The following is a 26,524-nucleotide window of genomic DNA, read 5'->3' as shown; positions in this document are numbered from 1 at the left end:
ATTAAATATATTTTGTTTTTAGCGCGCGCTATCGGTATCCTAGCCCGGCCTTTTGGCCGCTAGAAGAAGATGCATAATATGTCAACTTTTAGCAGCAAATTAATCATTTTTGTTAAATCGTTGATGCATTTTAACCACCAGGTTTTAAACACTTGATCAGCGATTTTTCCACCATCATGCCTTTTTCATTTATCGCATGATGTTAATCATTAATGTCATCGCCATTATGCGCTACGCTTGTGGTCAGATTGACGTTTTATTAACCACGTGTTTATTGCAAACACGACTATAAATAGGTACTTCCATGTCGAGTAAGCTAGTACTGGTTCTTAACTGCGGTAGTTCTTCCCTGAAATTCGCCGTAATCAACGCGACCAACGGTGAAGAGCACCTGTCTGGTTTAGCCGAATGCTTCCATCTTCCTGAAGCCCGCATCAAATGGAAAATGGATAGCGGCAAACAAGAAGCAGCATTGGGTGCTGGTGCAGCGCACAGCGAAGCACTGAATTTCATTGTTAATACTATTCTGGCACAAAAACCAGAGCTTTCTGCCCAGTTGACTGCTATCGGTCACCGTATTGTTCACGGCGGTGAGAAATTCACTTCATCAGCAATCATTAACGATGAAGTTATTCAGGGTATCAAAGATTCGATCCCGTTTGCACCATTGCATAACCCAGCCCACCTGATCGGTATCGCTGAGGCGTTGAAATCCTTCCCGAATCTGGCTGATAAAAATGTCGCAGTATTCGACACTGCGTTCCATCAGACCATGCCGGAAGAATCTTATCTGTACGCTCTGCCATACAGCCTATACAAAAATCACGGCATCCGTCGCTATGGCGCACATGGTACCAGCCATTTCTTCGTTAGCCAGGAAGCAGCCAAGGCTCTGAACAAGCCAATGGAAGAACTGAACGTAATCACTTGCCACTTGGGCAATGGTGGTTCTGTTACCGCAGTTCGCAACGGTAAATGTGTCGATACCTCTATGGGTCTGACCCCGCTGGAAGGTCTGGTCATGGGGACTCGTAGCGGTGACATCGATCCAGCAATCATCTTCCATCTGCACGATGCAATGGGTATGAGCGTTGATCAAATCAATAAAATGTTGACCAAAGAATCTGGCCTGCTGGGTCTGACCGAAGTCACCAGCGACTGCCGTTACGTTGAAGACAACTACGACACCAAAGCTGACGCTAAGCGCGCAATGGACGTATTCTGCCACCGTCTGGCCAAATACATCGGTGCTTACACTGCGCTGATGAACGGTCGTTTAGACGCGGTTATCTTCACCGGCGGTATCGGTGAGAACGCAGCTATGGTACGCGAACTGACTCTGGACAAACTGGGCCTGCTGGGCTTCAAAATTGACCACGAACGTAACCTGGCAGCTCGCTTCGGTAAATCCGGCACCATCACTAAAGATGGCAGCCGTCTGGCGATGGTCATCCCAACCAACGAAGAGTTGGTTATCGCACAAGACGCAGCCCGTCTGACTGCATAAGTCTCCTCAACACCGTCAGCCAAGGCTGGCGGTGTTGTTTTCACCCGACAGCAGGCGAGAACCGTCGCCTGAGTGCAACCGTAAAGAGGTTTAGCCGTGTCCCGTACAATTATGTTGATCCCAACTGGCACCAGCGTGGGTCTGACCAGCGTCAGCCTGGGTGTCATTCGTTCCATGGAGCAAAAAGGCGTCCGCTTAAGCGTGTTCAAACCCATTGCCCAGCCGCGTTCCGGCGGCGATGCGCCTGACCAGACCACTACCATCATTCGCGCCAACTCCAGCATCACCGCTGCCGAGCCGCTAAATATGAACTACGTGGAAACTCTGCTGAGTTCTAACCAGCAAGACGTGTTGATGGAAGAAATCGTGGCCCGTTACCACGAAAATACCAAAGATGCCGAAGTGGTTCTGGTTGAAGGTTTGGTGCCAACCCGCAAGCACCAGTTTGCCAACGCGCTGAACTATGAAATTGCTAAAACGCTGAACGCAGAAATCGTGTTCGTGCTGGCGCTGGGTAACGATTCGCCAGATCAGCTGAAAGAGCGTATCGAACTGGCTCGTTCCAGCTTTGGCGGCAGCAAAAACAAAAACATCACCGGTGTTATCATTAACAAACTGAATGCCCCGGTTGATGAGCAAGGCCGTACTCGCCCTGACCTGTCTGAAATCTTTGATGATTCCACCAAGGCCAGCGTAGCGAAAGTCGATCCGACTCAGCTGTTTGCCAACAGTCCGCTGCCAGTTCTGGGCTGTGTGCCATGGAGCTTCGAGCTGATTGCTACCCGCGCAATCGACATGTGCAAACACCTGAACGCACGTATTATCAACGAAGGCGACATCAATACTCGCCGCGTTAAATCCGTGACTTTCTGTGCGCGCAGCATTCCTCACATGCTGGAGCATTTCCGCCCAGGCTCTCTGCTGGTCACTTCCGCAGACCGCCCAGACGTATTAGTTTCAGCCTGTCTGGCGGCGATGAATGGCGTTGAAATCGGCGCAATTTTGCTGACCGGTGGCTATGCTATCGACGAGCCAATCAAACAGCTGTGTGAACGTGCCTTCCAGACTGGCCTGCCAGTATTTATGGTTGACACTAACACTTGGCAGACCTCTCTGAGCCTGCAAAGCTTCAATCTGGAAGTGCCTGCGGATGACCACGAGCGCGTTGAAAAGCTGCAAAACTACGTTGCCAGCCACATCAACAGCGAGTGGATCGACTCACTGAGCGCAACCTCAGAGCGTTCACGTCGCCTGTCTCCACCGGCATTCCGCTACGAGCTGACCGAACTGGCACGTAAAGCCGGCAAACGCATCGTTCTGCCAGAAGGCGACGAGCCACGCACCGTGAAAGCGGCGGCAATCTGTGCTGAGCGCGGCATTGCTGAGTGCGTACTGTTAGGTAACCCGGACGAAATCCGTCGAGTGGCTGCCGCTCAGGGTGTTGAACTGGGTCAAGGCATCGAGATTGTTGATCCGGTTGCCGTACGCGAACGTTATGTTCCACGTTTAGTCGAACTGCGTAAGAGCAAAGGCATGACCGAAGTCGTCGCCCGCGAACAGTTGGAAGACAACGTGGTTCTGGGTACGCTGATGCTAGAACAAGGCGAAGTTGACGGCCTGGTTTCCGGTGCGGTTCACACCACTGCGAACACCATTCGTCCACCGCTACAGTTGATCAAAACTGCACCGGGCAGCTCGCTGGTTTCTTCCGTGTTCTTTATGCTGCTGCCTGACCAAGTTCTGGTTTACGGTGACTGCGCAATCAACCCAGATCCAACCGCAGAGCAACTGTCTGAAATCGCAATTCAATCTGCTGATTCAGCGGCCGCTTTCGGTATCGAACCACGCGTTGCGATGATTTCCTACTCAACCGGTAATTCCGGCGCAGGTAGTGACGTTGAGAAAGTACGTGAAGCGACCCGTCTGGCACAGGAAAAACGCCCAGATCTGATCATCGATGGTCCGTTGCAGTACGATGCGGCAATCATGGCAGACGTAGCAAAATCCAAAGCGCCTAACTCTCCGGTTGCAGGTCAGGCTACCGTGTTCATCTTCCCAGATCTGAACACCGGTAACACCACCTACAAAGCGGTACAGCGTTCTGCGGATCTGGTCTCTATCGGGCCAATGCTGCAAGGTATGCGCAAACCGGTTAACGATTTGTCCCGTGGCGCACTCGTCGACGATATCGTTTACACCGTTGCTCTGACTGCTATTCAGTCTGCTCAGGCCGACGCGTCTTAATTTACGCTTCGGTTTGAATGATAAACGCCAGCCTTAGTGCTGGCGTTTTTTATGGTTTAAACGGTGAAATCTGTCAGTCTATCCTTAACTGCCTTAACTGCTTTGTCTTAACTCTAACTGATAGCTGAAAGTCTGCATCCGAGGTTCCTCGTCATCATCACTATCATTAAGCATATCAATGAGCAGCTTCCCTGCCTCTCGCCCCATTTTTTTGTAATCAATACGAATAGACGTCAGGGTAGGATGCGTTTGGTCACAACTGTCTGAGCCGTCCAGACAGGCCACGGCTATATCACCGGGGATCTTCAGCAAACGCCGCTGACATTCAAACATGATGCCTAACGCAATATCTTCATGGCTACAAATCACCGCATCCAGCTCAGGCTGACGCAACAGCATTTCTGTTAGCGCATAGCGGCCAAATTGCAGGCTGGCGGCGTCCGGTGTCGTCACAATCTGATCTGAATTCTGATAGCGGCTCAGCATGGCTTTATGCCAACCATTCAGCAATTGCCGTTGCAAGCGGTTGTCCATATGCGCCCCCACGTAACCAATATGCTGATAACCTTGATCCAGCAAATGATCCGTGAGTCTATGCGCGGCTTCAAAAAACGCCGCCTCCAGCGTGATTTCCGCTTTGCTGTAACGCGAGCCAACGACATTCACCGTAGGAATATTTGCTCGCTCAAGAATTTGATAGGTTTTCTCTGCCAGCTGCGAACCAAAAATAACCAGCGCAGCCGGATTACTCTGCAATAAGGTCATTAAGATTTCGGCTTCTTTGTGCTGATTGTGTTCGTGACAGCCTAATAACAGCTGAAATTCGTTTTTATTCAGCACCTGCTGTAAAGCCTGCATAAAGCGCGAGCTGGCCTTATCCGTCAGCGATGGAATCAGCACCGCTACGGTATTGCTATGCCCGGACGCCAGCGCACCTGCTGCCCGATTAGGGATATAGCCAAGCTCTTCAACTGCCTGTTCTATCTTTTCCCGTAACTTGTCAGAAACCTGCTCCGGGGTTCTCAATGCGCGAGAAACGGTCATGGTTCCGACACCGGCATAGTTGGCCACCTCTTGCAGCGTGACTCTCCCGGTGTTACGGCGCTTACGCGTTTTTTCCATTCTGGGTTCCCTGTCTGCTGAAACTCACCGTTTTCAGCCTGTCTGTTGCGCTCCGCCTACTATTAGCAGCGCAGGTATTGAGTCGCATTGTATATGCCTCAGGCAGATATAGCCAAAGACCAGGATCGGTTAAATGATAGCGCTATCACAATTTTTGATAGCGCTATCAGGTAGCGCTATCAAATGAGATAGACATCACATTAATCAGTGAGCGAAATATCTACTCTCATGTGAATTGTTATCGGGAGTGATTCATCTCATGTTAAAGACATTGTTAACAGCAAACGTCGTTCAGGTAGTAGAACAGGCCAAAGATTGGCGGGATGCTATCGCCATCTCATGTAAGCCATTGATTGATAATGGCTCCATTGAGCCACGCTACGTCGATGCCATCTATCGCTCTCATGAGGAAATAGGGCCTTACTACGTTGTTGGCCCCGGTATCGCCATGCCCCATGCTCGCCCAGAAGAAGGCGTCAATAAGCTTTCACTGGCGCTCACGGTGATTTCCTCCGGCGTCAACTTCGATGCTGAAGAGAACGACCCAGTAAAATTATTAATCGTGTTAGCCGCGACGGACAGCAATAGCCACATTGAGGCTATTTCTCAACTCGCTCAATTGTTCGATAACGATAATGACGTAAGCAGCTTGTTAAACGCCAAAACGACGCAAGACATTTTATCAGTCATTGCGCGCTATTAATCCGCGATTGGCGACGGTTTAGCCACCGAAGCAGTCAGGATCACCAATTCCAAGGGGAAAGAAAATGAAAATCACAGTGGTTTGCGGTAACGGTTTAGGCACTAGCCTGATGATGGAAATCAGTATTAAAAACATTCTGAAAGAGCTGGCCGTCAGCGCTGAAGTCGATCATGTGGATTTAGGCTCAGCCAAAGGCACACCAAGCGATATTTATGTTGGCACCAAAGACATCGCCGAACAACTGATCGCGCAATCCGTGACGGGCAAAATTGTTGCACTGGATAACATGATCGATAAAAAAGCCATGAAAGAGCGTTTGTCCGTTGCATTAACCGAATTAGGCGCGCTGTAAGCGGAGGTCAATATGGATTTCTTTCGTTTTCTGATGAGCGATGTGTTGTCTGAACCGGCGGTATTAGTCGGTTTTATCGCCTTAATCGGCCTAATCGCTCAGAAAAAACCCGTAACCGAATGTATTAAAGGCACTGTCAAAACCATCATGGGTTTTGTGATTCTGGGTGCCGGCGCCGGTCTGGTGGTTTCATCTTTGGGTGATTTCGCTAACATTTTCCAGCACGCCTTTGGTATTCAGGGCGTCGTGCCGAACAACGAAGCCATTGTCTCCGTGGCGCAAAAAAGCTTCGGTAAAGAAATGGCGATGATCATGTTCTTCGCTATGGTGATCAATATTCTGATCGCCCGTTTCACCCCATGGAAATTTATCTTCCTGACAGGCCATCACACGCTGTTTATGTCGATGATGGTGGCAGTGATTTTGGCAACGGCGGGCATGAGCGGCATTACGCTGATTGCCGTTGGTTCATTGGTCGTCGGCGTGGCAATGGTGTTCTTCCCAGCGATTGCTCATCCGTACATGAAAAAAGTAACCGGTTCCGATGACGTGGCTATTGGTCATTTCTCGACGTTATCTTATGTGCTGGCCGGTTTTATCGGCAGCAAATTCGGTAATAAAGAGCATTCGACCGAAGACATGAACGTGCCGAAAAGCCTGCTATTCCTAAGGGATACACCAGTTGCCATCTCTTTCACCATGAGCATTATCTTCCTGGTAACTTGCCTGTTTGCCGGGGCCGATGTGGTGAAAGAACTGAGCGGCGGCAAAAACTGGTTTATGTTCTCTATCATGCAGTCCATTACCTTCGCAGCGGGTGTTTACATCATTCTGCAAGGTGTTCGCATGGTGATTGCAGAAATTGTACCGGCATTTAAAGGCATTTCAGACAAACTGGTACCTAACGCCAAACCAGCGCTGGATTGCCCCGTCGTATTCCCTTACGCACCCAATGCGGTATTGGTCGGCTTCCTGAGTAGCTTCGCCGCCGGTTTGATTGGTATGTTTGCCCTGTACCTACTGAATATGACGGTGATTATCCCAGGCGTCGTTCCACACTTCTTTGTCGGTGCCGCTGCGGGCGTGTTCGGTAACGCGACCGGTGGTCGTCGCGGGGCTATTCTGGGGGCTTTCGCCCAAGGCCTGCTGATTACCTTCCTGCCGGTATTCCTACTGCCTGTGCTGGGTGATATCGGTTTTGCCAATACGACCTTCAGCGACGCTGACTTCGGCGCGCTAGGCATTCTGTTGGGTATTATCGTTCGCTAAGATTTTTACTCATATTCGATATGAAAAAGGCTCCGATTATTCGGAGCCTTTTGTTATTCATTGCCAGCAACACTTATTGATAACCGCGAGATTATCGGCGAAGTTAATCTTCCCGAACGGTGATCTTGCCGTAATCCTGTTCATTATTGCGGCTCAGCCACAACGATAGCGCTTTCAGAGAGTCCGGAGTGAATTCATCACAGCGAGCGGTGATTTCTTCGGGCTGCATCCAACGCACTTCTTCAATTTCTTCCGCTTGCAGCGCAAAAGGCCCGTGAGAAACACAGCTAAATAATGCGCCCCACACGCGACAGCAATCCTCTTCAAAATAGAACAGGCCGTGCTCGGCAAAAGGCACACCGGCAATACCCAATTCTTCTTCCGCTTCACGACGGGCGGATTCGAGGAAGTTTTCACCGCTTTGCACCACTCCCCCCGCCGTTGCATCGAGTTTACCGGGGTAGAAGTCTTTACTTTCAGTACGACGCTGTACCAATATTTTCCCCATACCATCATGCACCACAATATAGGTAGCACGATGGCGTAGACGTTGAGCACGCATTTGTTGACGACTGGACTGAGCAATCACTTCATTATGCTCATCAACAATATCAACCCATTCCGTGCTCACTGTTGGATTTTGCTCCACCATCCTCTGAAACCTTCTATCTGGGCGCCACGATAAGCGCGCATTTGTTGATCAAGTGTTTTTCAAAAACAACATTATAAGTATGTGTAAAACGGTATTTTTAACCGAGGATAAACATCGGCGTTTAAAACTCATCGGTTAAAACCAGCCGGGCAAGAGGTTTATCATCTTGTAGGGTCAAAACCTGCAACTCACCTTTATCCAACATGCCATAGCTCGCTGGATTACCGCCTTTAGGAATACTGATCGAGCCGGGATTGAAGCAAAAAATATCTCCCTGTAGCTGAGCCTGCGGCAGATGTGTATGACCATAAACCAAGACATCCCCGGAACGCAATGGAGGACGCTCCGCAGGATGATAAAGGTGACCGTGGGTTAAAAACAAACGTCTTTCCGGCAAAATAATCTGCTGCCAGGGCGCCATCATGGGGAAGTTGAGCAACATCTGATCCACTTCACTGTCACAGTTTCCCCGTACGGCAATAATCCGATCGGCGTAAGCGTTAAGTTGCTCGGCAACCTGTGCCGGCTGATAGCCTTCCGGCAAAGCATTGCGCGGCCCGTGGTTGAGCAAATCACCTAACAAAACCAGCCACTGCGCACCGCTGCGGTTAAAAATTTCCAATACTTTATCGGTTGCAGTAAGCGAACCATGTAAATCAGAAGCAAACATTAACTTCATGGCATCACCTTATTTTTGATCATCAGCAACGGCGCCTGACAGGTTATCGCCCTCTCAGCCATCATTAATAAATACGGCCTAGTTTAACATTCAATAATTGAGATTATTCCGAGAATAAACGACTTATTATCCGTGCATTGAATAAAACAGCGCTTTCATTTATGCAACACAGGTGTTGTCGTAGAGAAAATCATCAGTTAGTGCGGAAAAGTTAACCGCATCACTTAACGACCCGTTAGCGGGGTGTTTGGGTCAGTTCATCCAAAGTCAGAGAGTTAAATAAATAACCCTGCATGGCATCAATATTACTGCCCTGCAATTGCTCGGATTCGATCTGATTTTCTACGCCAACAACGATAACGCCCTCGCAGTATTTTTTGACGTTATTAATCAGAATCGGGAAGGTGTGCTTATTATGCTGCCAGAAAAAGTGCTTATCAATTTTGACATATTCGAAGATATTGGCCGTCACCGCGTTCAGACTGGAATCTCCGCGTCCAAGATCGTCTAACCATAACGGATAGAGTTCAGCCAAGTCTCGCAACAACGGATTATTGTTCCCATCGGATAAATTGGAAAAAGTCTCCATTAATTCCAGGCGCAAAAACGGCATGGTATTTAGTAACGCCTGCAATTTGCTGTCTCTGACAATAATTCCTGCCGTATCAAAATCAATATTGATGGAAAGCAGTACCTCATTATCGACAAACCACTGGCTGTACTTCTGCGCCGCCAACAGCTGATCGCGGAACAGTTTTCCTTTCCCCTCGCTGTCTAACTCATTAAAAAAATCTTCCGGATTAATTGGCAAAGCCAAAGGCTTTGTCGTAAAACGGCTGAGCAATTCAGCAGCGAGTAGGCTGCCATCCTTCCTGTATATCGGCTCACATACATAAGAGCAGTTAATCTCAATATTGAGTTTCATGTGTACTTAAGCTCCCTCGACACAGTGTTTCCACTCTAGCAGAAATCCTGCAATCAAGTATAAATAAGGGGACTCGTCATATTTATGGTTAAATTGTGCCCCAGCGTTGGGTCGATTTTGATGCAGGTAACCTATCAAAGTCACACTGAATTTTCTTAGTTATTGTAGATCTGTGGACAATACGTAGATCAATTTATCTTCACGTATTCACTCTCAGTTTGTTACCTTGTTTCTATGTGCCTGAGCCTGTTTTGGTGTTAAAAAACAAATGAAGTCAGTATTTCCCCCTGTCTGATGCCGCTTTGGAGAATGTTATGATTGATCTCTATTACGCCCCAACCCCTAACGGACACAAGATCACCCTGTTTTTAGAAGAAGCGGGTCTCCCTTATAATATTCACCGGATAAATATCAGCGCCGGCGATCAGTTCAAACCGGATTTTCTCGCCATATCACCGAATAATAAGATCCCGGCAATTGTCGATCATCGTCCTGACGGCGGCGGCGATCCCATCAGTATTTTTGAATCCGGCGCGATCTTGCTGTATCTGGCTGAAAAGAGTGGCAAGTTTCTGAGCGCTGAGCTACGTGAACACACGGCAACGTTGCAATGGCTGTTCTGGCAGGTCGGCGGTTTTGGCCCTATGCTCGGCCAAAATCATCACTTCAGCATTTATGCTTCGGAAAAAGTACCTTATGCCATTGAGCGCTATCAGAAAGAAACCCAGCGTCTGTACGGCGTGTTAGATACCCAACTGCAAAAACACACCTATCTGGCCGGTGAAAATTACAGTATTGCCGATATCGCCACTTATCCTTGGGTTGTTTCCCATAAGAATCAGAATATCGATTTGGCCGACTATCCCGCTGTAGCACGCTGGTTCCAGAGCATTGCCAGCCGCCCGGCAACTCTTCGCGCCTATGCGTTAACCAAAGCCAGCTAAGCTGCCCTCAATGCCCCGCTGTGGGGCATTTATACGTATATTAGACAATCCCCTGCACTGACAATGGCAAGCTGATGACTTCGCAGGCCGCATTTCCTGCTCTATTTCGAACTCAGACTCGCTATTTCAGCACAGTGACAGCTCATCTTTTTCCGCTCATCCATATTCGCCAATACCTATAAAGTGTTATCGGCAGCAAAAGTAAAGAGATAAGTAATAAATCGAATATTTTAAGCAACCCGGTGATTTTCTCTGGATTTCCTCGTTTTATCCGTTTCCTATCGGTTTATTAATCGAAATATCATTCGGTTACAGGCAGTTTATCGCCGCTGTCTGCTAGAAATAATTCACTCAGGATGTGCTCTATATCGTGGGATAAATGCCCCGGATCACCTATGCTAAAAGAGCGCGAAAAAGACTTTTTTACTCAGCGTTTCCGCAGACAATCTGATGTGATGATGACATCATCAAGAACCGTGCCGAGAGTGAAACTGGGCCAGAGATAAACGGAGGTTTACCATGCGTATCTTGATAACCGGCGCCACAGGGCTGATCGGTCGCAGCCTGACCCAGCGGCTGCTAAGCCTCTCGCACTCCATTACTGTGCTGAGCCGCGATCCCGATCGCGCTAAACGGGTATTGGGTCAACAGGTTACCTGCTGGTCTACGCTGGATGACAGACAGAACCTCGATGACTTTGATGCGGTAATTAACCTCGCCGGTGAGCCTATTGCAGATAAGCGCTGGACGGTGCAGCAAAAAGAGCGTCTGTGCCAAAGCCGCTGGCAAATAACCGAGCGCATCGCCAATCTGATTAAAGCCGGTCATCAACCGCCTCAAGTGCTAATTTCTGGTTCTGCCGTGGGTTTTTACGGCGATCAGGGAGACTCTTTTGTCACCGAGGAAGAAACGCCTCATGATGAATTTACCCACCAACTTTGCCAACGTTGGGAAAATCTGGCGTTGGCGGCAGAAAGCCCGCAGACGCGCGTGTGTTTGTTGCGTACCGGCGTCGTGCTGGCCGCCAACGGAGGCGCCCTGGCAAAAATGTTGCCGATTTTTCGGCTAGGCTTGGGCGGACCTATCGGTGATGGACGTCAATATCTGCCATGGATTCATTTGGATGATATGGTCAATGGCATTCATTACCTGCTTACCAGCGACGAGCTGCGCGGCCCGTTCAATATGGTTGCACCTTATCCAGTACATAATGAGCAGTTCAGCGCTACGCTGGGAGACGTATTGAATCGCCCGGCCTTTATGCGCGTCCCTGCCGCCGCGATCCGGCTACTGATGGGAGAGTCTGCAGTATTGGTGTTAGGTAGCCAAAGAGCATTGCCGAAACGTCTAGAAGAGGCTGGCTTCGGTTTCCGTTATTTTGATTTGGAAGAGGCGCTGCGGGATGTGCTGCAAAAACCTCTTCCTCGTCCACACCTCTAATTATCTATCCTTTGATTATTTCAATGCGCCTGAGAGAAACTGTTTCAGGCGCGTACTTTGCGGATTACCGAACAATTCGGCCGGTGGCCCCTCTTCCTCGATAACCCCTTTGTGCAGGAATATCACATGGTTGGAAACGTGGCGGGCAAACTCCATTTCATGAGTCACGACCACCATGGTTTTCCCTTCTTCCGCCAGTTTTTGCATAATTCGCAGGACTTCCCCAACTAACTCAGGATCCAGCGCCGAAGTCGGTTCGTCAAATAGCAAAACATCCGGCTCCATCGCCAGCGCCCGCGCAATGGAAACCCGCTGCTGCTGGCCACCAGACAGATGAACCGGATACTTTTGCCGCGCCCGTTCATCAATACCGACCTTATCCAGATAGCGAATCGCTCTCTCCTTCGCCACCGATTTGCTCAGGCCGAGCACCTGAATTGGCGCTTCCATTACATTCTCCAACACCGTCATATGGCTCCACAGATTAAAATGCTGGAATACCATCGTCAGACGGGTACGCAATAATTGCAGCTGTTTTTTATCGAATACTTTCAGTTGTCCGTCTTTATCGCGAACTAACTTAATATCTTGATTATTCACGCTAATAGAACCTTCACTGGGTTTCTCCAGAAAGTTGATACAGCGCAAAAAGGTGCTTTTCCCCGATCCTGATGATCCAATAATGGAAATCACGTCACCGGCTTTCGCCGATAGCGAGACGCCTTTTAATACTTCATGCTCGCCATAGTGCTTATGCAGCTCGATTACGGCTAATTTGGTTTCGGATGTTGTTATCATCATTCTCTCCGTACTTGGCGCCAGCGGGGAGCCTGCGCATCCCTGATTTAAAATGCCCTATCCCGTAGCCCCGACGGGATAAACCTTTAATGCGTCGACTGCGGCTTAATATGTGCCAACCAACGCTTTTCCGCCTGACGAAACAGGCTAATCAAACCAAATGAAATGATTAGATACAGCACCGCCGCAATGCCAAAAGCGTAAAAAGGCTGATAGGTCGCGGCGTTGATATCCCGCGCGATTTTCAGGATATCCGGTACGGTAGCGGTAAAAGCCAGCGCCGTGGAGTGCAGCATCAAGATCACTTCGTTACTGTAAGCCGGTAAGGCGATACGCAGCGCCGAAGGTAAAATAATGCAGCGGTAGAGCTTAAATCGGGAAAATCCGTAGGCATTCGCCGCTTCAATTTCCCCGTGCGGCACCGCCCGAATGGCTCCGGCAAAGATTTCCGTGGTGTAGGCACAGGTATTCAGAGTCAGCGCCAGAATGGTACAATTCAGCCCGCTGCGGAAAAAGGCGTTTAAAAACTCGCTGCCGCGCACAATTTCCAGACTGTACATGCCGGAGTAAAACACCAAAAGCTGTACATAGAGCGGCGTGCCGCGAAAGATATAAGTGAAGAACCATACCGGCAGACTCATCGCGCGATTTGGTGATACTCGCGCTACCGCTAGCGGAATCGCCAGCAGCCCCCCCATCACCACCGAGGAAATCAACAGCCACAGCGTTATCGCCACGCCGGTAAAACGGTAGCCATCGCTCCAAAGCAGTGACTGCCAGTATTGATGCAGAATATCCATCATAGCTCAGCCCTCTTCACACCCTGAGAATAACGGCGTTCCAGCCACCACAGCACACCATTGGATAAAGTGGTGAAAATCAGATAAACCGCACCGGCTACCATAGCAAAGAAGAACGGTTCGTAAGTCCCTTTGCCCGCCAGCTGCGTGGCTTTAACCACATCGTTTAAACCCAAAATGGAGACCAAAGCCGTCGCTTTGAGGATCACCTGCCAGTTATTACCAATGCCGGGTAAGGCGTAGCGCATCATGGCGGGAAACATAATCCGACGGAATATCTTGCTCTGGGAAAAACCAAAAGCGGTCGCCGCCTCGATTTGCCCACGGGGAACAGCCATATAAGCACCGCGGAAGGTTTCGGTAAAATACGCACCGTAAATAAAACCTAACGTAATAATACCGGCAGATAATGGATCAATATCGATCTGACTGAATCCCAGAGATTCAGTGATGGAGTTTAAGATGATCTGCAAACCGTAAAAGATCAGCAGCATTAAGACTAAATCAGGCACCCCGCGAATCAGGGTGGTGTAACACTCAAATACGCCGGACAACAAGCGATTAGCGGATAATTTCCCCCCAGCGCCCACCATGCCTATCACCAAGGCCAGCAGCACCGAGCACAACGCTAATTCCAGCGTCACCAGCGCACCATCAAATATCAGTTTGGAATATCCCTCTAGCATTGGTTTTTCCTGCTATCACTGAGTGTGGGTCTGGTTGGTTGTCAGAAATTGCCTCTGCCGTTGATGGCAGAGGCTAAGCAACCTGTCGGCAAAACTAGTCGTAAACGTTAAAATCGAAGTATTTCTTCGCCAGCTTGTCGTAAGTGCCGTCTTTGCGCATTTCGGCAAAGGCTTTATCCAGCGCCGCTTTCAGCTCGGTATCATCTTTACGTAAACCCATACCGGTACCCACGCCGAAGAATTTGTCATCTTTTACCGAAGGACCGGCAAAGGCGTAATCTTTTCCTCCTTTTTGCTTCAGGAAGCCTTCGCTGGCTGCCACTTCATCCTGGAAGGCCGCGTCGATACGTCCGGAAGCCAGATCGGCATAAATCAGATCCTGATTCTGATAAGCCACCACATCTACCCCTTTTGGTTGCCATAAAGCATTGGCAAAGGCTTCCTGCGTTGAACCTTGCAATACCCCAATGCGCTTGCCTTTCAGAGATTCCAGCGTGGGTTGAATGGTCGAGCCTTTCTGGGCAATCAGGCGAGAGTTCGCCGCGTAGAGTTTGTCAGTGAAGGCAATTTCTTTCTGACGTTTCTCAGTAATGGACAAGGAAGCGATAATGGCATCGATTTTTTTCGCTTTCAGAGAGGGAATCAGCGCATCGAAATCGCTGTCGACAAAGGTACATTTAGTCTCAATGCGATTACAGAGTTCTTTCGCTAAATCAATATCGAAACCCACCAGCTCACCGCTGGCATTTTTAGACGAGAATGGCGCATAAGTAGGGTCGGTGCCTACTTTCAACGTTTTAGGTACAGCAGCAAAAGCGCTGTTGGCGGTTGCCAGAGCCAGTACCATAGAAATGGCCAATATCTGCTTTTTCATACATTACCCTCAAATTGATTTTCGATGCCACGGAGTACGTTGCTATTCTGTCATCCCTGAGCTTTCGTAAATCAATTTGCAGTAATCGTGCCAGTAATGACGAATGATGAAAGGATTTCCACCAGGCTCTTTATCAGCGCGATAACCACTCAAATCGACAGTTCGAAAGACCTCAGCGCCCGCTAAGAGGACAAAATGCGAAATCCGTCCAACCACGCAGGAAACTCAGCAGGATCATTGTGGTGCATAATCTGCTTAATTTCAGTGCGATGTTGCACAAATGTATCAATTTGGGGAAATATTGTTAATTGGAGCCTTGCCAGCGAACAAACAGATCCTGGGGCAATTCGATATCAAACTGATCTATTACCCGATTAACCGTTTGGTCGATAATATCCTGCACGCTGGTTGGCCGATGATAGAAAGCCGGTACCGGCGGCATGATAACTGCTCCTAATTCAGCAGCTTGCGTCATCAGGCGCAGGTGACCTAAATGCAGCGGCGTTTCCCGCACGCACAGGACCAACGGGCGGCGTTCTTTCAGCACAACATCGGCAGCACGCGTGAGCAGTCCATCAGTATAGCTATGTACAATGCCGGATAGGGTTTTGATCGAGCACGGCAAAATCACCATGCCTGTAGTTTTATAGGAACCGGAGGAAATAGTGGCAGCAATGTCTCGGGCATCGTGAACTACATCGGCCAGCGCCTGTACATCTCGCAGGCTCAGATCCGTTTCCAGCGCCAAAGTTTGGCGGGCAGCATTACTGATAATCAGGTGAGTTTCCACATCCGCGACGCTTTGCAGCACCTGTAATAGCCGAACGCCGTAAATCGCCCCGCTAGCGCCGGAAATACCGATAATAAGTCGCCTCATGAAGAACTGCCTCGGACTGGCCGCGTATTCAAAGGAAAATGCGGAAAAATAATGGAATATGGGCAAACTGTGCCGTATCACAGAAATATTAGCAAGATATGACAAAAAAAAGGTGCACCGCTTTGATTAGCCGATTGCACCTTTTTAATACACAGAAAGCCCCTTGGCACTTCACGCTGCAACGCTATTGACTCAGCGAAATAGCGTGCGGAGAATTAACCCTCGTTATGCATCTCAAGGTTTTCTGCTTCATTTTGACTACGCAGCGCCTGAGCGTCATCGCTACGTAAAGACTCCAGATATTCCAGATAGCTCTGATCGACGTCTTTAGTGACGTAAATGCCGTTAAATACCGAGCACTCAAACTGAGTAATATCCGGGTTGTCTTCACCCACCGCGTCAATCAAATCGCTTAAGTCCTGGAAAATCAGGGCATCAGCGCCGATCAGCTGTTTGATTTCGTCAACTTCACGACCGTGAGCAATCAGCTCATTGGCGCTCGGCATATCAATGCCGTAAACGTTAGGGAAACGAATTTCTGGCGCAGCGGAAGCAAAGTAAACTTTCTTCGCTCCGGCTTCGCGAGCCATTTCCACGATCTGTTCGGACGTAGTGCCACGCACGATGGAATCATCTACCAGCAGTACGTTTTTATCCCGGAACTCGGCGCGGTTGGCATTCAGTTTACGCCGCACAGACTTACGGCGCTCCTGCTGCCCCGGCATGATAAAGGTACGGCCCACATAGCGGTTTTTAACAAAACCCTGCCGATACGGTTTATCCAGAATACGGGCAATTTCCAACGCGATATCGCAGGAGGTTTCAGGAATCGGAATAACAACGTCGATATCCAGATCTTCCCATTCCTTGGCAATTTTAACCCCTAACTTCTGCCCCATGCGCACACGGGCGCTGTAGACCGAGATTTTATCGATAAAGGAGTCAGGGCGAGCAAAATAGACATACTCGAACAAGCAAGGATTGTACTTAGGATTTTCTGCGCACTGACGAGTAAACAACTGGCCTTTTTCAGTGATATACACCGCTTCGCCCGGAGCCACATCACGCAAAAATTCAAAGCCCAGCGTATCCAGCGCCACGCTTTCAGAGGCAACCATATACTCATTGCGACCATCGCCTAGGGTGCGTTTACCAATCACCAACGGGCGAATACCGTTCGGATCGCGGAAAGCAACCATACCGTGGCCTATGATCATCGCAACGCAGGCATAAGCACCGCGAATAAGCTGATGCATGGCGGCAACGGCAGCAAAAATATTGTCTGCTTCCAACGGATAATGTTGGAAGCGATCCAGTTCACTGGCGAAGATATTCAGCAGAATTTCTGAATCTGAAGTGGTATTCACATGACGGCGGGAGACTTCGAACAACTGCTTTCTCAACTGGTGAGCGTTAGTCAGATTGCCGTTGTGAGCCAGCGTAATACCAAACGGTGAGTTAACGTAGAAAGGCTGGGCCTCAGAGGCGCTGGAGCTGCCGGCAGTTGGGTAGCGAACGTGGCCAATACCCATATTTCCCTGCAACCGGAGCATATGCCGGGTTTCAAAAACATCCTTCACCAAACCGTTCGCTTTACGCAGACGGAATCCATTATTGGCATCAATGGTGACGATGCCTGCGGCATCCTGACCTCGGTGCTGAAGCACCGTTAACGCATCATAAATCGACTGGTTTACCGGTGTAAAACCGGCGATACCGACAATACCGCACATGTGTCTTTCCTCATAAGCCGCTCCGAATCGGTAATTGATTCGGCAAGAAACTCGACGTGCTCTGCAGATAGTCAAAGAACCACCTGATGATATAACTGAACTGCGGAATCAACTGCGACTGTTTCCAGTCTTCACTTTGCGAAAAGCCGGTAAAGGTATCCAGAAAGAACAGTATGGCGGCAACGATCAACACACCTCGCAGTGCGCCGAAACAGATCCCCAACACTCTGTCCGTTCCCGATAACCCGGTACGTTCAACCAGCGAGCCAATCACGTAGTTAACAATTGCTCCGACGATCAATGTCGCAATGAACAAGATGCCGATCGCGATGCCATTGCGTACGAGTTCATCTTCAAAACGCGTGAAGTAAACGGCAAGATAAGCATAAAAATGGCTGGCAACAAAAAACGCACATCCCCATGTCACAAGTGACAATGCTTCACGGACAAAACCACGGATCAAGCTGACTAAAGCAGAAAATCCGATAATTCCAATAATGACGTAATCAATCCAAACCATGACTATTCCAATGATGAAATCGCCCCTACATCCTGTTCGCGGCGAATTCTAACAGAAAAAGAAAACGTTTGCGTAGGGGAATTCCTGCGCTCCGATAAATAAAGTGCGGCGATTTTAAAAACAACAATCGCCGCACAAACTTAGCTGTAGCCCTTTGCCAGCCGTCGTTCTACCGCGGCGGGACAAAGGTAACTCACTTTAGCGGCCGGTATTGTATGCCTTAACCTGCCCATTCAGGCCACTTAGGGCATTCAGTTCAGGCAACGCCGATTGCAAATTCTGCTTTGAAGCATCCGGGCCAACAAATACGCGGGTAATCTCACCTTGAACCGGCGTAGCTGGCACCGTATAGGCGCGATGACCAGATAAGCGTAACTTCGCGACGATCTCATTCACTTTGGCCGCGTTTTTCAGCGCACCCAGTTGAACCACATAGGCCTGCCCTGCCGGCGCTTTTTCTTCCACTTTCGCCTCAGGTTTGGTTTCTATCGGCTTAACTTCAGGCTTAGGTTTCACCTCAACCGGTTTAGGCGCGACCGGTCTTTTCTCTATTGGTTTAACTTCTATTGGTTTAACTTCTATCGGCTTAACTTCTATTGGTTTTGGCGATAGAGGCTTAGTTTCAATAGGCTTACTGACGGCCGGTGGCAGAGTTGAAACGCTACCTGCACCGTTAGCCGCCTGAGAGGCTGATTCTTCGCCTTTATTGGCACCGAGGGCTTCCGCCGCGCCTTCTGGCGGCTGCGTCGGTAAAGGCTGGTTCACCGGCGGCACCACGTCGATTTCTTCCGCATCACCGGGCTTAGGCACTAATGGGATAGCGGCAAACTCATCCTCATAATGCTTTTTCTTACCATCCAGCAAACCGGGTAATAAAATGACGCCCAGCGCCACCAAAATGACGGTACCCACTAAACGGTTCTGGAATTTACTGGCCACTCGCACTCCCCGTTTTCAATGCTTCCATCACATGAGCCACGGTATGGAAAGACCCACACACGATAACCACGTCTTCCGCTGTCGCATCCTGCATTGCCTGACGCCACGCCGTTGCTACATCCGTAAATTGCCGCGATACTTTAAGATGTTGCGCCAAAGCCTCTGCGCTGGCTCCCCGCGGCCCTTCCAGCGGCGCACAGTACCATTCATCAACCTGCGGGTTTAAACACGCCAGCGTACCCGCGATGTCTTTATCCGCCAGCATACCCACTACCGCGCGAACTTTACCCTGAGTCGCCGGTAATTGTGACAGGCGTTCGGCAAGATAACCGGCGGCATGAGGATTATGAGCAACGTCCAGAATCAGCATAGGTCGTTCACTGACTATTTGGAAACGCCCCGGTAACTGCGCCGCGAGCAGCCCCTGACGGATAGCTTCTTCACCAATCTGGAGCGGCGAATAGTGCAATACCGCCAACGCCGTGGCTGCATTAGCTAGGGGGACATTTGGCAACGGTAGATCCTTGAGTTCATCGGCTCCGCACTGCCAGTTCCAGCTAGCATCCTGTCGACTAAATTTCCAAGCCTCATCGCGGCGATACAAATGCGCGCCCAACGCTGTGGCTACAGCAACGATGGACTCCGGCATATCCGGCTCGCCGACCACCGCAGGCTTACCTGCGCGGAATACGCCGGCTTTCTCGCGGCCAATACTTTCGCGATCTGCCCCCAGCCAGTCGGTATGATCCAACGCAATACTGGTTACGCCAGCGACGTCTGAATCCACAATATTGGTTGCATCCAAACGCCCGCCCAGCCCAACTTCCAGAATCACCACGTCCAGTTTTGCCTGTTTAAACAGATGCAAAGCGGATAGCGTGCTGAATTCAAAATAAGTCAGGGAAATATCGCCACGACCGGCTTCGATATGGGCAAAAGATTGACTATGTTCAGATTCAGGCAACTCATGGCCTTGAATGCGTACCCGCTCGGTGTATTCCAGCAAATGTGGGGAGCTGTAGACGCCCACTCGTAAGCCAGCGGCGAGTAAAATCGCTTCCAGCGTACAGCAAGTGGTGCCTTTACCGTTGGTACCGGCGAGGGTGAAAACGATAGGCGCCGGTTTTAGCAGATCGAGCCGCTCGGCAACCTGTTTGACACGCTCCAGCCCCATATCAATGGCCTGAGAATGTAAACGCTCAAGATAGTAAAGCCACGCGGCCAAAGGCGACGTGGCTTGGGGAATTTGATGATTATTCATGAGTCCCGTCACTGGCCTTGGATTCATTCCATGGTGTTTGCCAGGCAGAACGCCTGACAGACGCCGGTTACATTACCCTGTGGTTAATCAACCTTTAGCTCGCAATTTCTGTCAGCGATAATCGGGCATCACTCGGTAAAAATGATGCCCGCAGGCCGAATTAGCCTTCCACTGCGTCGTCGTTATCGACGACGACAGTTTTGGCTTCAGCCACGATAGGCTGCGGCTGGTTGGTCAGTTTAGACAGAATGCTGGCCAAGGTTTCACGCATTACCGGACGGCGAACGATCATATCAATCGCGCCTTTCTCGATCAGGAATTCACTGCGTTGGAAGCCCGGTGGCAGCTTCTCGCGCACGGTCTGCTCGATAACACGCGGGCCGGCAAAGCCGATCAGCGCTTTTGGCTCGGCGATATTGATATCACCCAGCATCGCCAAGCTGGCGGAAACGCCACCCATGGTCGGATCGGTCAGAACAGAAATGTAAGGCAAACCGCGCTCTTGCATTTTTGCCAACGCCGCACTGGTTTTTGCCATCTGCATCAATGACATCAACGCTTCCTGCATACGAGCCCCGCCGCTGGAGGAGAAGCAGACCAATGGGCAATTGTCTTCCAATGCCTGTTCTACCGCGCGAACAAAACGTGCGCCCACTACGGAAGCCATTGAACCGCCCATAAAGGCGAATTCAAAGGAGGCCGCCACGATAGGCATACCGTACAAGGTGCCTTTCATTGCGACCAATGCGTCTTTTTCACCGGTTTCTTTCTGCGCCGCAGAAAGGCGATCTTTATACTTTTTGGAATCCTTAAACTTCAGGATATCCTTCGGCTCCAGTTCGCTGCCCAGTTCAACTTCACTGCCTGCATCCAACAATGTATGTAAACGCTGACGCGCCGACATACGCATGTGGTGATCACACTTAGGACAAACTTCCAGATTACGCTCTAGCTCGGCGCGGTACAGAACCTGTCCACAGCTATCACATTTTGTCCACACCCCTTCAGGTATACTCGCTTTACGGGTTTGCGTGATGTTGCTTTTGTTAAGAATTCGTTCAATCCAGCTCATCGATGACCTTTCTGTTTGAACCTGGCCGATGCCAGTCCGCTGTTCATGCTGTAACTATCTTCCTGAAAACACCGCCAATAAAAAGTGCCTAAACACCACGCCAACGAAGCGTGACTAGGCACAGGATATCGGAGTGTCCGCAGGAACAGACCATTAATGTTACACATTAAACCATATTGGCCCGACACTGTGGATAAAAAACTGGTCGAACCCTTGGTTACTGCAACTTTTTTACTTATTTTTCTGGCGGGCAGCCGCACGGCGATGCCGCCAAACCTCAATAACACCCGGCAAAATGGAAACAACAATAATTACTACGATAAGTAATTTCAGATTGTTCTGTACAAAAGGCACGTTTCCGAAAATATAACCAGCATAGGTGAATAATAACACCCATACCAACGCCCCTATCACGTTATAAGCCGCAAAGTGACGGTAGGACATTTTACCCATACCGGCGACGAACGGCGCAAATGTGCGCACGATAGGAACAAATCGAGCCAGAATAATCGCTTTCCCGCCATGTTTCTCATAAAACTGGTGAGTTTTATCCAGATAGGCGCGTCGGAATATTTTCGAATCGGGATTGCTGAATAACTTTTCACCAAATACGCGACCAATAGTGTAGTTAACCGCATCACCGATAATCGCGGCAATCACCATTAAGGCCACCATGGTGTGTACATTGAGATCGTTGGTTGGCAATGCAGCCAGCGCGCCTGCGACAAACAGCAGGGAATCCCCTGGCAGGAACGGTGTCACAACCAAACCGGTTTCACAGAATAAAATCAGAAACAGGATGCCATAAACCCAAATACCGTACTGCGCTACCAACTCTGCCAGATGGACATCAATATGCAGAATAAAATCAATAACGAACCGTATAAATTCCATAAATACTCTCGATTAGCGAGCGCACCGCCGCCCACCTGGATAAGGTAGATGAGTTGCTCTAAATATATTTGCTAGCCGCCGGACACTATTCTCAACCCAATTCTTTCTCAGCCAAAAGTTATTCTCAGCAAAAAACCATTCTTAGCTCAAAGCGATTCACAACTAAGAACTAATCGTCAGCCAAAAACAACGGCCCCATGGGCACCTGAGGTAAATCAAAGTGTTCCGGATAATCTACCGCCACTAAATATAACCCTTCGGCCTTCGCCGTTGCCGCCGCTTTGGTTCTATCTTTCAGCGCCAATAGTTCTGCCATCCAGTTTTCGTCTTGATTACCGCATCCAACCTCAATCAAGCTGCCAACGATATTCCGCACCATATGATGAACAAATGCGTTGGCCTTGATATCTACCACGATATAAGCGCCCTGTCGGGAAACTTTTACATGTTTTACATTTCGCCACGGCGTGCGGGACTGACATTGCACCGCTCTGAACGAGGTAAAATCGTTTTCCCCCAACAGCGCCTGCGCCGCGCGCTCCATTTTTTCCTCATCCAACGGCATATAGCAGTGGGTCACACCTTGCGCCAAAATAGCCGGACGATAGCGATGGTTATAAATCACATAACGATAGCGACGAGCGGTAGCGCTGAAACGCGCGTGGAAATCTTCACTGACGGTTTTGACCCAACGCACGGCGATATCCGGCGGCAAATGGGTATTGACGCCCATGGTCCAGGCCGCATCTTTTCGCACCGCTGAGGTGACAAAATGCACTACCTGACCGGTTGCATGCACGCCTGCGTCAGTACGACCGGCGCACTGCACGGAGATAGGTTCGTTGGCCACTCGGGTCAGCGCCGCTTCCAGACAGGCCTGCACGCTGGCAACTTCCTGCTGACGCTGCCAGCCAAAGTAGCGGCTGCCGTTGTATTCAATGCCCAGCGCGATCTTCAGACCCGCAGCCTGCTCCGGCTGCGGGGATAATTCAAGCTCAGACATTAGTACAGTTGCTCCTGCAACAGGCGCTCTGCGGTTTCTATCGCCATCAGCGCGCCGCCGAAGCGAATATTGTCGGCAACGGACCAGAATTGCAGAATCTCAGGAATACCGTAATCGTTACGCACACAGCCAATGCTTAGATAGTTGCTGCCAGAAGCATCACTAACCTGCGTTGGGAAATCATCTTCTTCCGTCAACTGAATATCTTCACAGCTTTCCAGTTCGCTGCGAGCTTCATCTGAGGCGATAGGACGCAAGGCTTCCAAATGAACCACCTGTGCGTGACCGTAGAAAACCGGCGACTGAATGCAACTGACGGAAATCGGCAGGCCTTCGTCTTGCAGCACTTTGCGCACCTGATCGACCAGACGGCGCTCTTCACGCACGCTGCCCTCTTCATCCGCCAGCAGTGGCAAGACGTTAAACGCCAGCTGTTTCGGGAAGATAGCAGCTTCAGCTGGGATGCCGTTCAGCAATTTGGCGCTTTGACCGGCTAAATCGTCCACGGCGGCTTTGCCGTGAGCAGAAGCCGAAATCAGGCTGGTCACGTGTAAACGGGACAAACCGGCCTGCTCGGTCAACGGTTTGATTGCCGTCAGTAATTGGCTAGTCAGGCTATCGGCTACCGCCACAATATTACGGTTACGATAATCAGCCAGAACCTGTGGGTTGACGCTTGGCACTACCAATGGAACGTCAGGTTCCATGGCAAACAGGCCACTGCTATCAATCACCAGACAACCGGAATTACCAGCGTCTTCCGCATACAGCGCAGAGGCTTCGCTGCCTGCCACAAAGAAGGCCAGCTGTGCCTGCGACCAGTCAAACTCCGCCGCATTTTCCACCAGCAGACTTTTGCCATTGAAACGCACCGTAGCTCCGGCGCTACGCTCGCTGGCCAGAGGATACAATTCACCAACCGGGAACTGGCGCTCTTGTAACAGCTCCAGTAAAGCTTCACCTACTGCGCCCGTCGCTCCTAACAGAGCAATATTCCAGCCGTCAGACATGTTGGTTTTCTCCACAATAATTCGTTCAAATACAAAGAGGCGGTAAATACCGCCTTGATAATCTACATTCAGGTCATTTGCCGCGTTTAACTCGCTGACAAACTGAAATGCCTACAAAAGCTGAGTCGTGAAGCCCAGTTTTTGCAGCAATTCGGCGCTGGCTTCATCGTCGCACTGTACGCACAACGATGACCATTCGCGACGTTCTTGATAATGCTTACGCAGCCGATCAAATTCACCTTGAATACCGGCAACCTGTCGCAGCGGCGCATCATCGCGGCGCACATCATACACCAAGTGCATTAATCGCTTTAATTTGCCTTCATCCAACCCGCCATTTAACCGAATATGGCTAAATTCCGGCTGCGGTAACAATGAGGACAATTCCACCGATTGCGGCTCACCAATATGCCGGCTGAAAGCTTCAAATACCTGCGTGGTGCCGCGCGCTTTGCCTTCCAGCGTATAACCGGCGATATGTGGCGTACCGATATCTACCTGCGCCAACAGTGGCAGCGATAATTCAGGCTCAGGTTCCCACACGTCCAATACTACGCTGAGTTTTTTACCTTTTTCCAACGCCGTCAGCAGCGCCGTGTTATCGACGACAGCCCCGCGACAGGCATTGATCAGAATACGGTTATCCGGCAACGCGGCCAGCAGATCAGCGTCCGCCATATGTAGGCTTTGATAAGGGCCATTTTTGTTTAACGGCGTATGGAAAGTCAGCACATCCGCTTCCCGCACCAGTTTTTCCAACGGCCAGAACACCTCTGGATCCCCCCGCTCCGCACGCGGTGGATCGCACAATAGCGTCCGAACGCCTAAGGCTTGCAAGCGAGCGTTAAGCCGCGCCCCCACATTACCTACGCCGATAATTCCAACGGTTTTATCACGCAGATAGAATCCATCGCGCTCCGCCATCATCATCAGGGCAGAAAAAACGTATTCCACCACCGCGATAGCATTACAGCCGGGAGCCGCCGAAAAACCGATCCCTTGCTGACGTAGCCAAGCCTCATCCACATGATCCGTGCCGGCGGTGGCGGTACCGACAAAACCGATACCAGTACCCTGTAACAATTCCGCGTTGACTTTAGTGACAGAGCGCACCATCAGCGCGTCCGCGTAGGTCAAAGCCTCAAGGGGAATTGGACGCCCCGGCACCGCTTGCACTTCACCTAAACGCTGGAACAGGTCCTTGGCGTAAGGCATATTTTCGTCAACCAGAATTTTCACTTTGCTCTCCGACAGCGCGCTGCCATACCGATGAAAAAGATGGAAGCTATTTTGCCACTGAATGAACTGGAACCCAACGTTATAACTGCGGCTTTCTTCGGAAAGTCTATTGTCCACGCCGATAGCGTTCCGGCGTGGTGCCTGAAATTTGCTGGAACATAACAATAAAGGCCGACGCCGAACTGTATCCCACTTCCAACGCCACGCTATTGACGGTTTTTCCTTGTTCTAACAGAGAAATAGCATGTAGAAACCGCAGTCTCTGCCGCCACTCGCTAAAAGGCATGCCTAACTCCTTCTGGCAGCGGCGAGATAACGTACGTTCGGTGCTGTAAACCCGTTTAGCCCATTGAGATAACGACGTATTGTCTGACGGACAGCGCTCCAGCGCGGATAAAATGGGTGCTAGCAGTTTATCCTGCGAAGTGGGCAAATAAGTCCGTTGTATCGGCGAGATTTTCAGCTGGTCGATCAACACTTGTACTAGACGGTGCTCCTGCGGCGTCTGCGGCGCAGACATCCCGCGCTTAAAGCAATCTTCCAGAATGACATTAATGATCGGGCTAAAGTTAATCAGACAGGGAGAATCCGGCAGCTCTTTGCATAAATCCAACGCAATATCTATGGCCCGATATTTGGTTGGCCGCCGGTTATAGCTAGAGTGCTCCATTCCGCTGGGTATCCATAGGCTGAACTCCGGCGGAGCAAGGAAACGCTGCCCACCGACGCTCATGGCAACTACGCCAGATTTGACGCAAATTAACTGCCCATATTGATGAGAATGCGGCAAAAACTCCGTATTCGCATTGAGTTCTTCACAACGGAGCAACAGGGTTTTAGGTGGCGCAGCCAGCGCCTTGGGTAGCAAGGAAGAAGCCATAATTAAGACACCATGGTTAATCGGATTTTTGTCACTAAGGCGTTCGCAACAGAGCAAATGTCTTAATTGCGCTGAATCTTGTCCGATTATCAGTATATATA

Annotated in this window: 26 protein-coding genes; 7 read left to right on the top strand and 19 right to left on the bottom strand. The window is 50.0% G+C overall.

What is annotated here, in order from left to right; all coding sequences use genetic code 11:
- The first annotated feature begins 304 nt into the window (after positions 1 to 304).
- Positions 305 to 1,507: an acetate kinase gene (ackA, locus tag AD970_RS03885; protein WP_049597021.1), complete on the top strand. Its 1,203-nt coding sequence runs from the start codon at positions 305 to 307 to the stop codon at positions 1,505 to 1,507.
- Between the two features lie 111 nt (positions 1,508 to 1,618).
- The gene (gene pta / locus AD970_RS03880; protein WP_049597020.1) at positions 1,619 to 3,751 is read left to right on the top strand and encodes a phosphate acetyltransferase; all 2,133 of its coding nucleotides are present in this window, start codon (positions 1,619 to 1,621) and stop codon (positions 3,749 to 3,751) included.
- Positions 3,752 to 3,844: 93 nt separating this feature from the next.
- On the opposite strand, the gene AD970_RS03875 is transcribed toward pta, so the two are convergent.
- Positions 3,845 to 4,873: a LacI family DNA-binding transcriptional regulator gene (locus tag AD970_RS03875; protein ID WP_049597019.1), complete on the bottom strand. Its 1,029-nt coding sequence runs from the start codon at positions 4,871 to 4,873 to the stop codon at positions 3,845 to 3,847.
- 259 nt (positions 4,874 to 5,132) lie between these two features.
- On the opposite strand from AD970_RS03875, the gene AD970_RS03870 reads away from it, so the two are divergent.
- The 3 genes from AD970_RS03870 to AD970_RS03860 all read left to right on the top strand — a co-directional run bounded on the left by AD970_RS03870 (position 5,133) and on the right by AD970_RS03860 (position 7,197).
- Positions 5,133 to 5,576 carry a PTS sugar transporter subunit IIA gene (locus AD970_RS03870; RefSeq protein ID WP_049597018.1) on the top strand — a complete coding sequence of 148 codons (444 nt, stop codon included), beginning with the start codon at positions 5,133 to 5,135 and terminating at the stop codon, positions 5,574 to 5,576.
- A 64-nt stretch (positions 5,577 to 5,640) separates the two neighbouring features.
- Positions 5,641 to 5,928 (top strand): PTS sugar transporter subunit IIB, encoded by a 288-nt coding sequence (locus AD970_RS03865; RefSeq protein WP_049597017.1) that lies wholly within the window; start codon positions 5,641 to 5,643, stop codon positions 5,926 to 5,928.
- 12 nt (positions 5,929 to 5,940) lie between these two features.
- The gene (locus tag AD970_RS03860) at positions 5,941 to 7,197 is read left to right on the top strand and encodes a PTS ascorbate transporter subunit IIC (RefSeq protein WP_049597016.1); all 1,257 of its coding nucleotides are present in this window, start codon (positions 5,941 to 5,943) and stop codon (positions 7,195 to 7,197) included.
- 103 nt (positions 7,198 to 7,300) lie between these two features.
- On the opposite strand, the gene yfcD is transcribed toward AD970_RS03860, so the two are convergent.
- From yfcD to AD970_RS03845, 3 genes are all read right to left on the bottom strand, one after another.
- Positions 7,301 to 7,849: an NUDIX hydrolase YfcD gene (gene yfcD, locus AD970_RS03855; RefSeq protein ID WP_049597015.1), complete on the bottom strand. Its 549-nt coding sequence runs from the start codon at positions 7,847 to 7,849 to the stop codon at positions 7,301 to 7,303.
- A 121-nt stretch (positions 7,850 to 7,970) separates the two neighbouring features.
- Positions 7,971 to 8,528: a phosphodiesterase gene (gene yfcE, locus AD970_RS03850; RefSeq protein WP_049597014.1), complete on the bottom strand. Its 558-nt coding sequence runs from the start codon at positions 8,526 to 8,528 to the stop codon at positions 7,971 to 7,973.
- 235 nt (positions 8,529 to 8,763) lie between these two features.
- Entirely contained in the window at positions 8,764 to 9,453 is a 690-nt protein-coding gene (locus AD970_RS03845) for an EAL domain-containing protein (protein ID WP_049597013.1), read from the bottom strand.
- Positions 9,454 to 9,767: 314 nt separating this feature from the next.
- Between AD970_RS03845 and AD970_RS03840 the strand changes: the two genes are divergently transcribed.
- Positions 9,768 to 10,397, top strand: coding sequence for a glutathione binding-like protein (locus AD970_RS03840; RefSeq protein ID WP_049597012.1), 630 nt, complete (start codon positions 9,768 to 9,770; stop codon positions 10,395 to 10,397).
- Between the two features lie 519 nt (positions 10,398 to 10,916).
- Positions 10,917 to 11,837, top strand: a complete 921-nt coding sequence (locus tag AD970_RS03835) for a TIGR01777 family oxidoreductase (RefSeq protein WP_049597011.1) — start codon at positions 10,917 to 10,919, stop codon at positions 11,835 to 11,837.
- Positions 11,838 to 11,852: 15 nt separating this feature from the next.
- Here AD970_RS03835 and hisP read toward each other — a convergent pair whose 3' ends face one another.
- The 15 genes from hisP to AD970_RS03760 form a co-directional block, all read right to left on the bottom strand.
- On the bottom strand, positions 11,853 to 12,638 hold the full coding sequence (hisP, locus tag AD970_RS03830; RefSeq protein WP_049597010.1) for a histidine ABC transporter ATP-binding protein HisP: 786 nt from the start codon (positions 12,636 to 12,638) through the stop codon (positions 11,853 to 11,855).
- 83 nt (positions 12,639 to 12,721) lie between these two features.
- The gene (locus AD970_RS03825) at positions 12,722 to 13,438 is read right to left on the bottom strand and encodes an ABC transporter permease (protein ID WP_049597009.1); all 717 of its coding nucleotides are present in this window, start codon (positions 13,436 to 13,438) and stop codon (positions 12,722 to 12,724) included.
- The gene (locus AD970_RS03820) at positions 13,435 to 14,121 is read right to left on the bottom strand and encodes a histidine ABC transporter permease HisQ (protein ID WP_049597008.1); all 687 of its coding nucleotides are present in this window, start codon (positions 14,119 to 14,121) and stop codon (positions 13,435 to 13,437) included. Before AD970_RS03820 ends, AD970_RS03825 begins: the two co-directional genes overlap by 4 nt.
- A gap of 94 nt (positions 14,122 to 14,215) precedes the next feature.
- On the bottom strand, positions 14,216 to 14,995 hold the full coding sequence (gene argT, locus AD970_RS03815; RefSeq protein WP_049597007.1) for a lysine/arginine/ornithine ABC transporter substrate-binding protein ArgT: 780 nt from the start codon (positions 14,993 to 14,995) through the stop codon (positions 14,216 to 14,218).
- 304 nt (positions 14,996 to 15,299) lie between these two features.
- On the bottom strand, positions 15,300 to 15,872 hold the full coding sequence (locus AD970_RS03810; RefSeq protein WP_049597006.1) for a UbiX family flavin prenyltransferase: 573 nt from the start codon (positions 15,870 to 15,872) through the stop codon (positions 15,300 to 15,302).
- Positions 15,873 to 16,087: 215 nt separating this feature from the next.
- The gene (purF, locus tag AD970_RS03805; protein WP_049597005.1) at positions 16,088 to 17,605 is read right to left on the bottom strand and encodes an amidophosphoribosyltransferase; all 1,518 of its coding nucleotides are present in this window, start codon (positions 17,603 to 17,605) and stop codon (positions 16,088 to 16,090) included.
- Positions 17,606 to 17,615: 10 nt separating this feature from the next.
- The gene (gene cvpA / locus AD970_RS03800; RefSeq protein WP_049597004.1) at positions 17,616 to 18,125 is read right to left on the bottom strand and encodes a colicin V production protein; all 510 of its coding nucleotides are present in this window, start codon (positions 18,123 to 18,125) and stop codon (positions 17,616 to 17,618) included.
- Between the two features lie 198 nt (positions 18,126 to 18,323).
- Positions 18,324 to 19,064, bottom strand: a complete 741-nt coding sequence (gene dedD / locus AD970_RS03795; RefSeq protein WP_049597003.1) for a cell division protein DedD — start codon at positions 19,062 to 19,064, stop codon at positions 18,324 to 18,326.
- Positions 19,054 to 20,325, bottom strand: a complete 1,272-nt coding sequence (folC, locus tag AD970_RS03790; RefSeq protein WP_049597002.1) for a bifunctional tetrahydrofolate synthase/dihydrofolate synthase — start codon at positions 20,323 to 20,325, stop codon at positions 19,054 to 19,056. The genes dedD and folC overlap by 11 nt, the downstream gene beginning before the upstream one ends.
- 160 nt (positions 20,326 to 20,485) lie before the next feature.
- Positions 20,486 to 21,397, bottom strand: coding sequence for an acetyl-CoA carboxylase, carboxyltransferase subunit beta (gene accD / locus AD970_RS03785; RefSeq protein ID WP_049597001.1), 912 nt, complete (start codon positions 21,395 to 21,397; stop codon positions 20,486 to 20,488).
- A gap of 231 nt (positions 21,398 to 21,628) precedes the next feature.
- Positions 21,629 to 22,291, bottom strand: coding sequence for a DedA family protein (locus AD970_RS03780; RefSeq protein ID WP_049597000.1), 663 nt, complete (start codon positions 22,289 to 22,291; stop codon positions 21,629 to 21,631).
- A 169-nt stretch (positions 22,292 to 22,460) separates the two neighbouring features.
- Positions 22,461 to 23,294, bottom strand: a complete 834-nt coding sequence (gene truA / locus AD970_RS03775) for a tRNA pseudouridine(38-40) synthase TruA (RefSeq protein ID WP_049596999.1) — start codon at positions 23,292 to 23,294, stop codon at positions 22,461 to 22,463.
- The gene (locus tag AD970_RS03770) at positions 23,294 to 24,304 is read right to left on the bottom strand and encodes an aspartate-semialdehyde dehydrogenase (RefSeq protein ID WP_049596998.1); all 1,011 of its coding nucleotides are present in this window, start codon (positions 24,302 to 24,304) and stop codon (positions 23,294 to 23,296) included. Before AD970_RS03770 ends, truA begins: the two co-directional genes overlap by 1 nt.
- Positions 24,305 to 24,415: 111 nt before the next feature.
- The gene (pdxB, locus tag AD970_RS03765) at positions 24,416 to 25,543 is read right to left on the bottom strand and encodes a 4-phosphoerythronate dehydrogenase PdxB (protein ID WP_049597176.1); all 1,128 of its coding nucleotides are present in this window, start codon (positions 25,541 to 25,543) and stop codon (positions 24,416 to 24,418) included.
- A 106-nt stretch (positions 25,544 to 25,649) separates the two neighbouring features.
- Positions 25,650 to 26,423 (bottom strand): AraC family transcriptional regulator, encoded by a 774-nt coding sequence (locus AD970_RS03760; RefSeq protein ID WP_049596997.1) that lies wholly within the window; start codon positions 26,421 to 26,423, stop codon positions 25,650 to 25,652.
- Positions 26,424 to 26,524 lie beyond the last annotated feature (101 nt).

Origin of the sequence: Yersinia nurmii, from assembly GCF_001112925.1 — a bacterium.
Lineage (GTDB): Bacteria > Pseudomonadota > Gammaproteobacteria > Enterobacterales > Enterobacteriaceae > Yersinia > Yersinia nurmii.
This window is presented reverse-complemented; position numbering and strand designations above follow the sequence as displayed.

Bases quoted from the DNA above. Each gene is read 5' to 3' on its own strand.
- ackA (WP_049597021.1), top strand. From the start codon at position 305: ATGTCGAGTAAGCTAGTACTGGTTCTTAACTGCGGTAGTTCTTCCCTG.
- pta (WP_049597020.1), top strand. From the start codon at position 1,619: ATGTTGATCCCAACTGGCACCAGCGTGGGTCTGACCAGCGTCAGCCTG.
- AD970_RS03875 (WP_049597019.1), bottom strand. From the start codon at position 4,873: ATGGAAAAAACGCGTAAGCGCCGTAACACCGGGAGAGTCACGCTGCAA.
- AD970_RS03870 (WP_049597018.1), top strand. From the start codon at position 5,133: ATGTTAAAGACATTGTTAACAGCAAACGTCGTTCAGGTAGTAGAACAG.
- AD970_RS03865 (WP_049597017.1), top strand. From the start codon at position 5,641: ATGAAAATCACAGTGGTTTGCGGTAACGGTTTAGGCACTAGCCTGATG.
- AD970_RS03860 (WP_049597016.1), top strand. From the start codon at position 5,941: ATGGATTTCTTTCGTTTTCTGATGAGCGATGTGTTGTCTGAACCGGCG.
- yfcD (WP_049597015.1), bottom strand. From the start codon at position 7,849: ATGGTGGAGCAAAATCCAACAGTGAGCACGGAATGGGTTGATATTGTT.
- yfcE (WP_049597014.1), bottom strand. From the start codon at position 8,528: ATGAAGTTAATGTTTGCTTCTGATTTACATGGTTCGCTTACTGCAACC.
- AD970_RS03845 (WP_049597013.1), bottom strand. From the start codon at position 9,453: ATGAAACTCAATATTGAGATTAACTGCTCTTATGTATGTGAGCCGATA.
- AD970_RS03840 (WP_049597012.1), top strand. From the start codon at position 9,768: ATGATTGATCTCTATTACGCCCCAACCCCTAACGGACACAAGATCACC.
- AD970_RS03835 (WP_049597011.1), top strand. From the start codon at position 10,917: ATGCGTATCTTGATAACCGGCGCCACAGGGCTGATCGGTCGCAGCCTG.
- hisP (WP_049597010.1), bottom strand. From the start codon at position 12,638: ATGATGATAACAACATCCGAAACCAAATTAGCCGTAATCGAGCTGCAT.
- AD970_RS03825 (WP_049597009.1), bottom strand. From the start codon at position 13,438: ATGATGGATATTCTGCATCAATACTGGCAGTCACTGCTTTGGAGCGAT.
- AD970_RS03820 (WP_049597008.1), bottom strand. From the start codon at position 14,121: ATGCTAGAGGGATATTCCAAACTGATATTTGATGGTGCGCTGGTGACG.
- argT (WP_049597007.1), bottom strand. From the start codon at position 14,995: ATGAAAAAGCAGATATTGGCCATTTCTATGGTACTGGCTCTGGCAACC.
- AD970_RS03810 (WP_049597006.1), bottom strand. From the start codon at position 15,872: ATGAGGCGACTTATTATCGGTATTTCCGGCGCTAGCGGGGCGATTTAC.
- purF (WP_049597005.1), bottom strand. From the start codon at position 17,605: ATGTGCGGTATTGTCGGTATCGCCGGTTTTACACCGGTAAACCAGTCG.
- cvpA (WP_049597004.1), bottom strand. From the start codon at position 18,125: ATGGTTTGGATTGATTACGTCATTATTGGAATTATCGGATTTTCTGCT.
- folC (WP_049597002.1), bottom strand. From the start codon at position 20,325: ATGAATAATCATCAAATTCCCCAAGCCACGTCGCCTTTGGCCGCGTGG.
- accD (WP_049597001.1), bottom strand. From the start codon at position 21,397: ATGAGCTGGATTGAACGAATTCTTAACAAAAGCAACATCACGCAAACC.
- AD970_RS03780 (WP_049597000.1), bottom strand. From the start codon at position 22,291: ATGGAATTTATACGGTTCGTTATTGATTTTATTCTGCATATTGATGTC.
- truA (WP_049596999.1), bottom strand. From the start codon at position 23,294: ATGTCTGAGCTTGAATTATCCCCGCAGCCGGAGCAGGCTGCGGGTCTG.
- AD970_RS03770 (WP_049596998.1), bottom strand. From the start codon at position 24,304: ATGTCTGACGGCTGGAATATTGCTCTGTTAGGAGCGACGGGCGCAGTA.
- AD970_RS03760 (WP_049596997.1), bottom strand. From the start codon at position 26,423: ATGGCTTCTTCCTTGCTACCCAAGGCGCTGGCTGCGCCACCTAAAACC.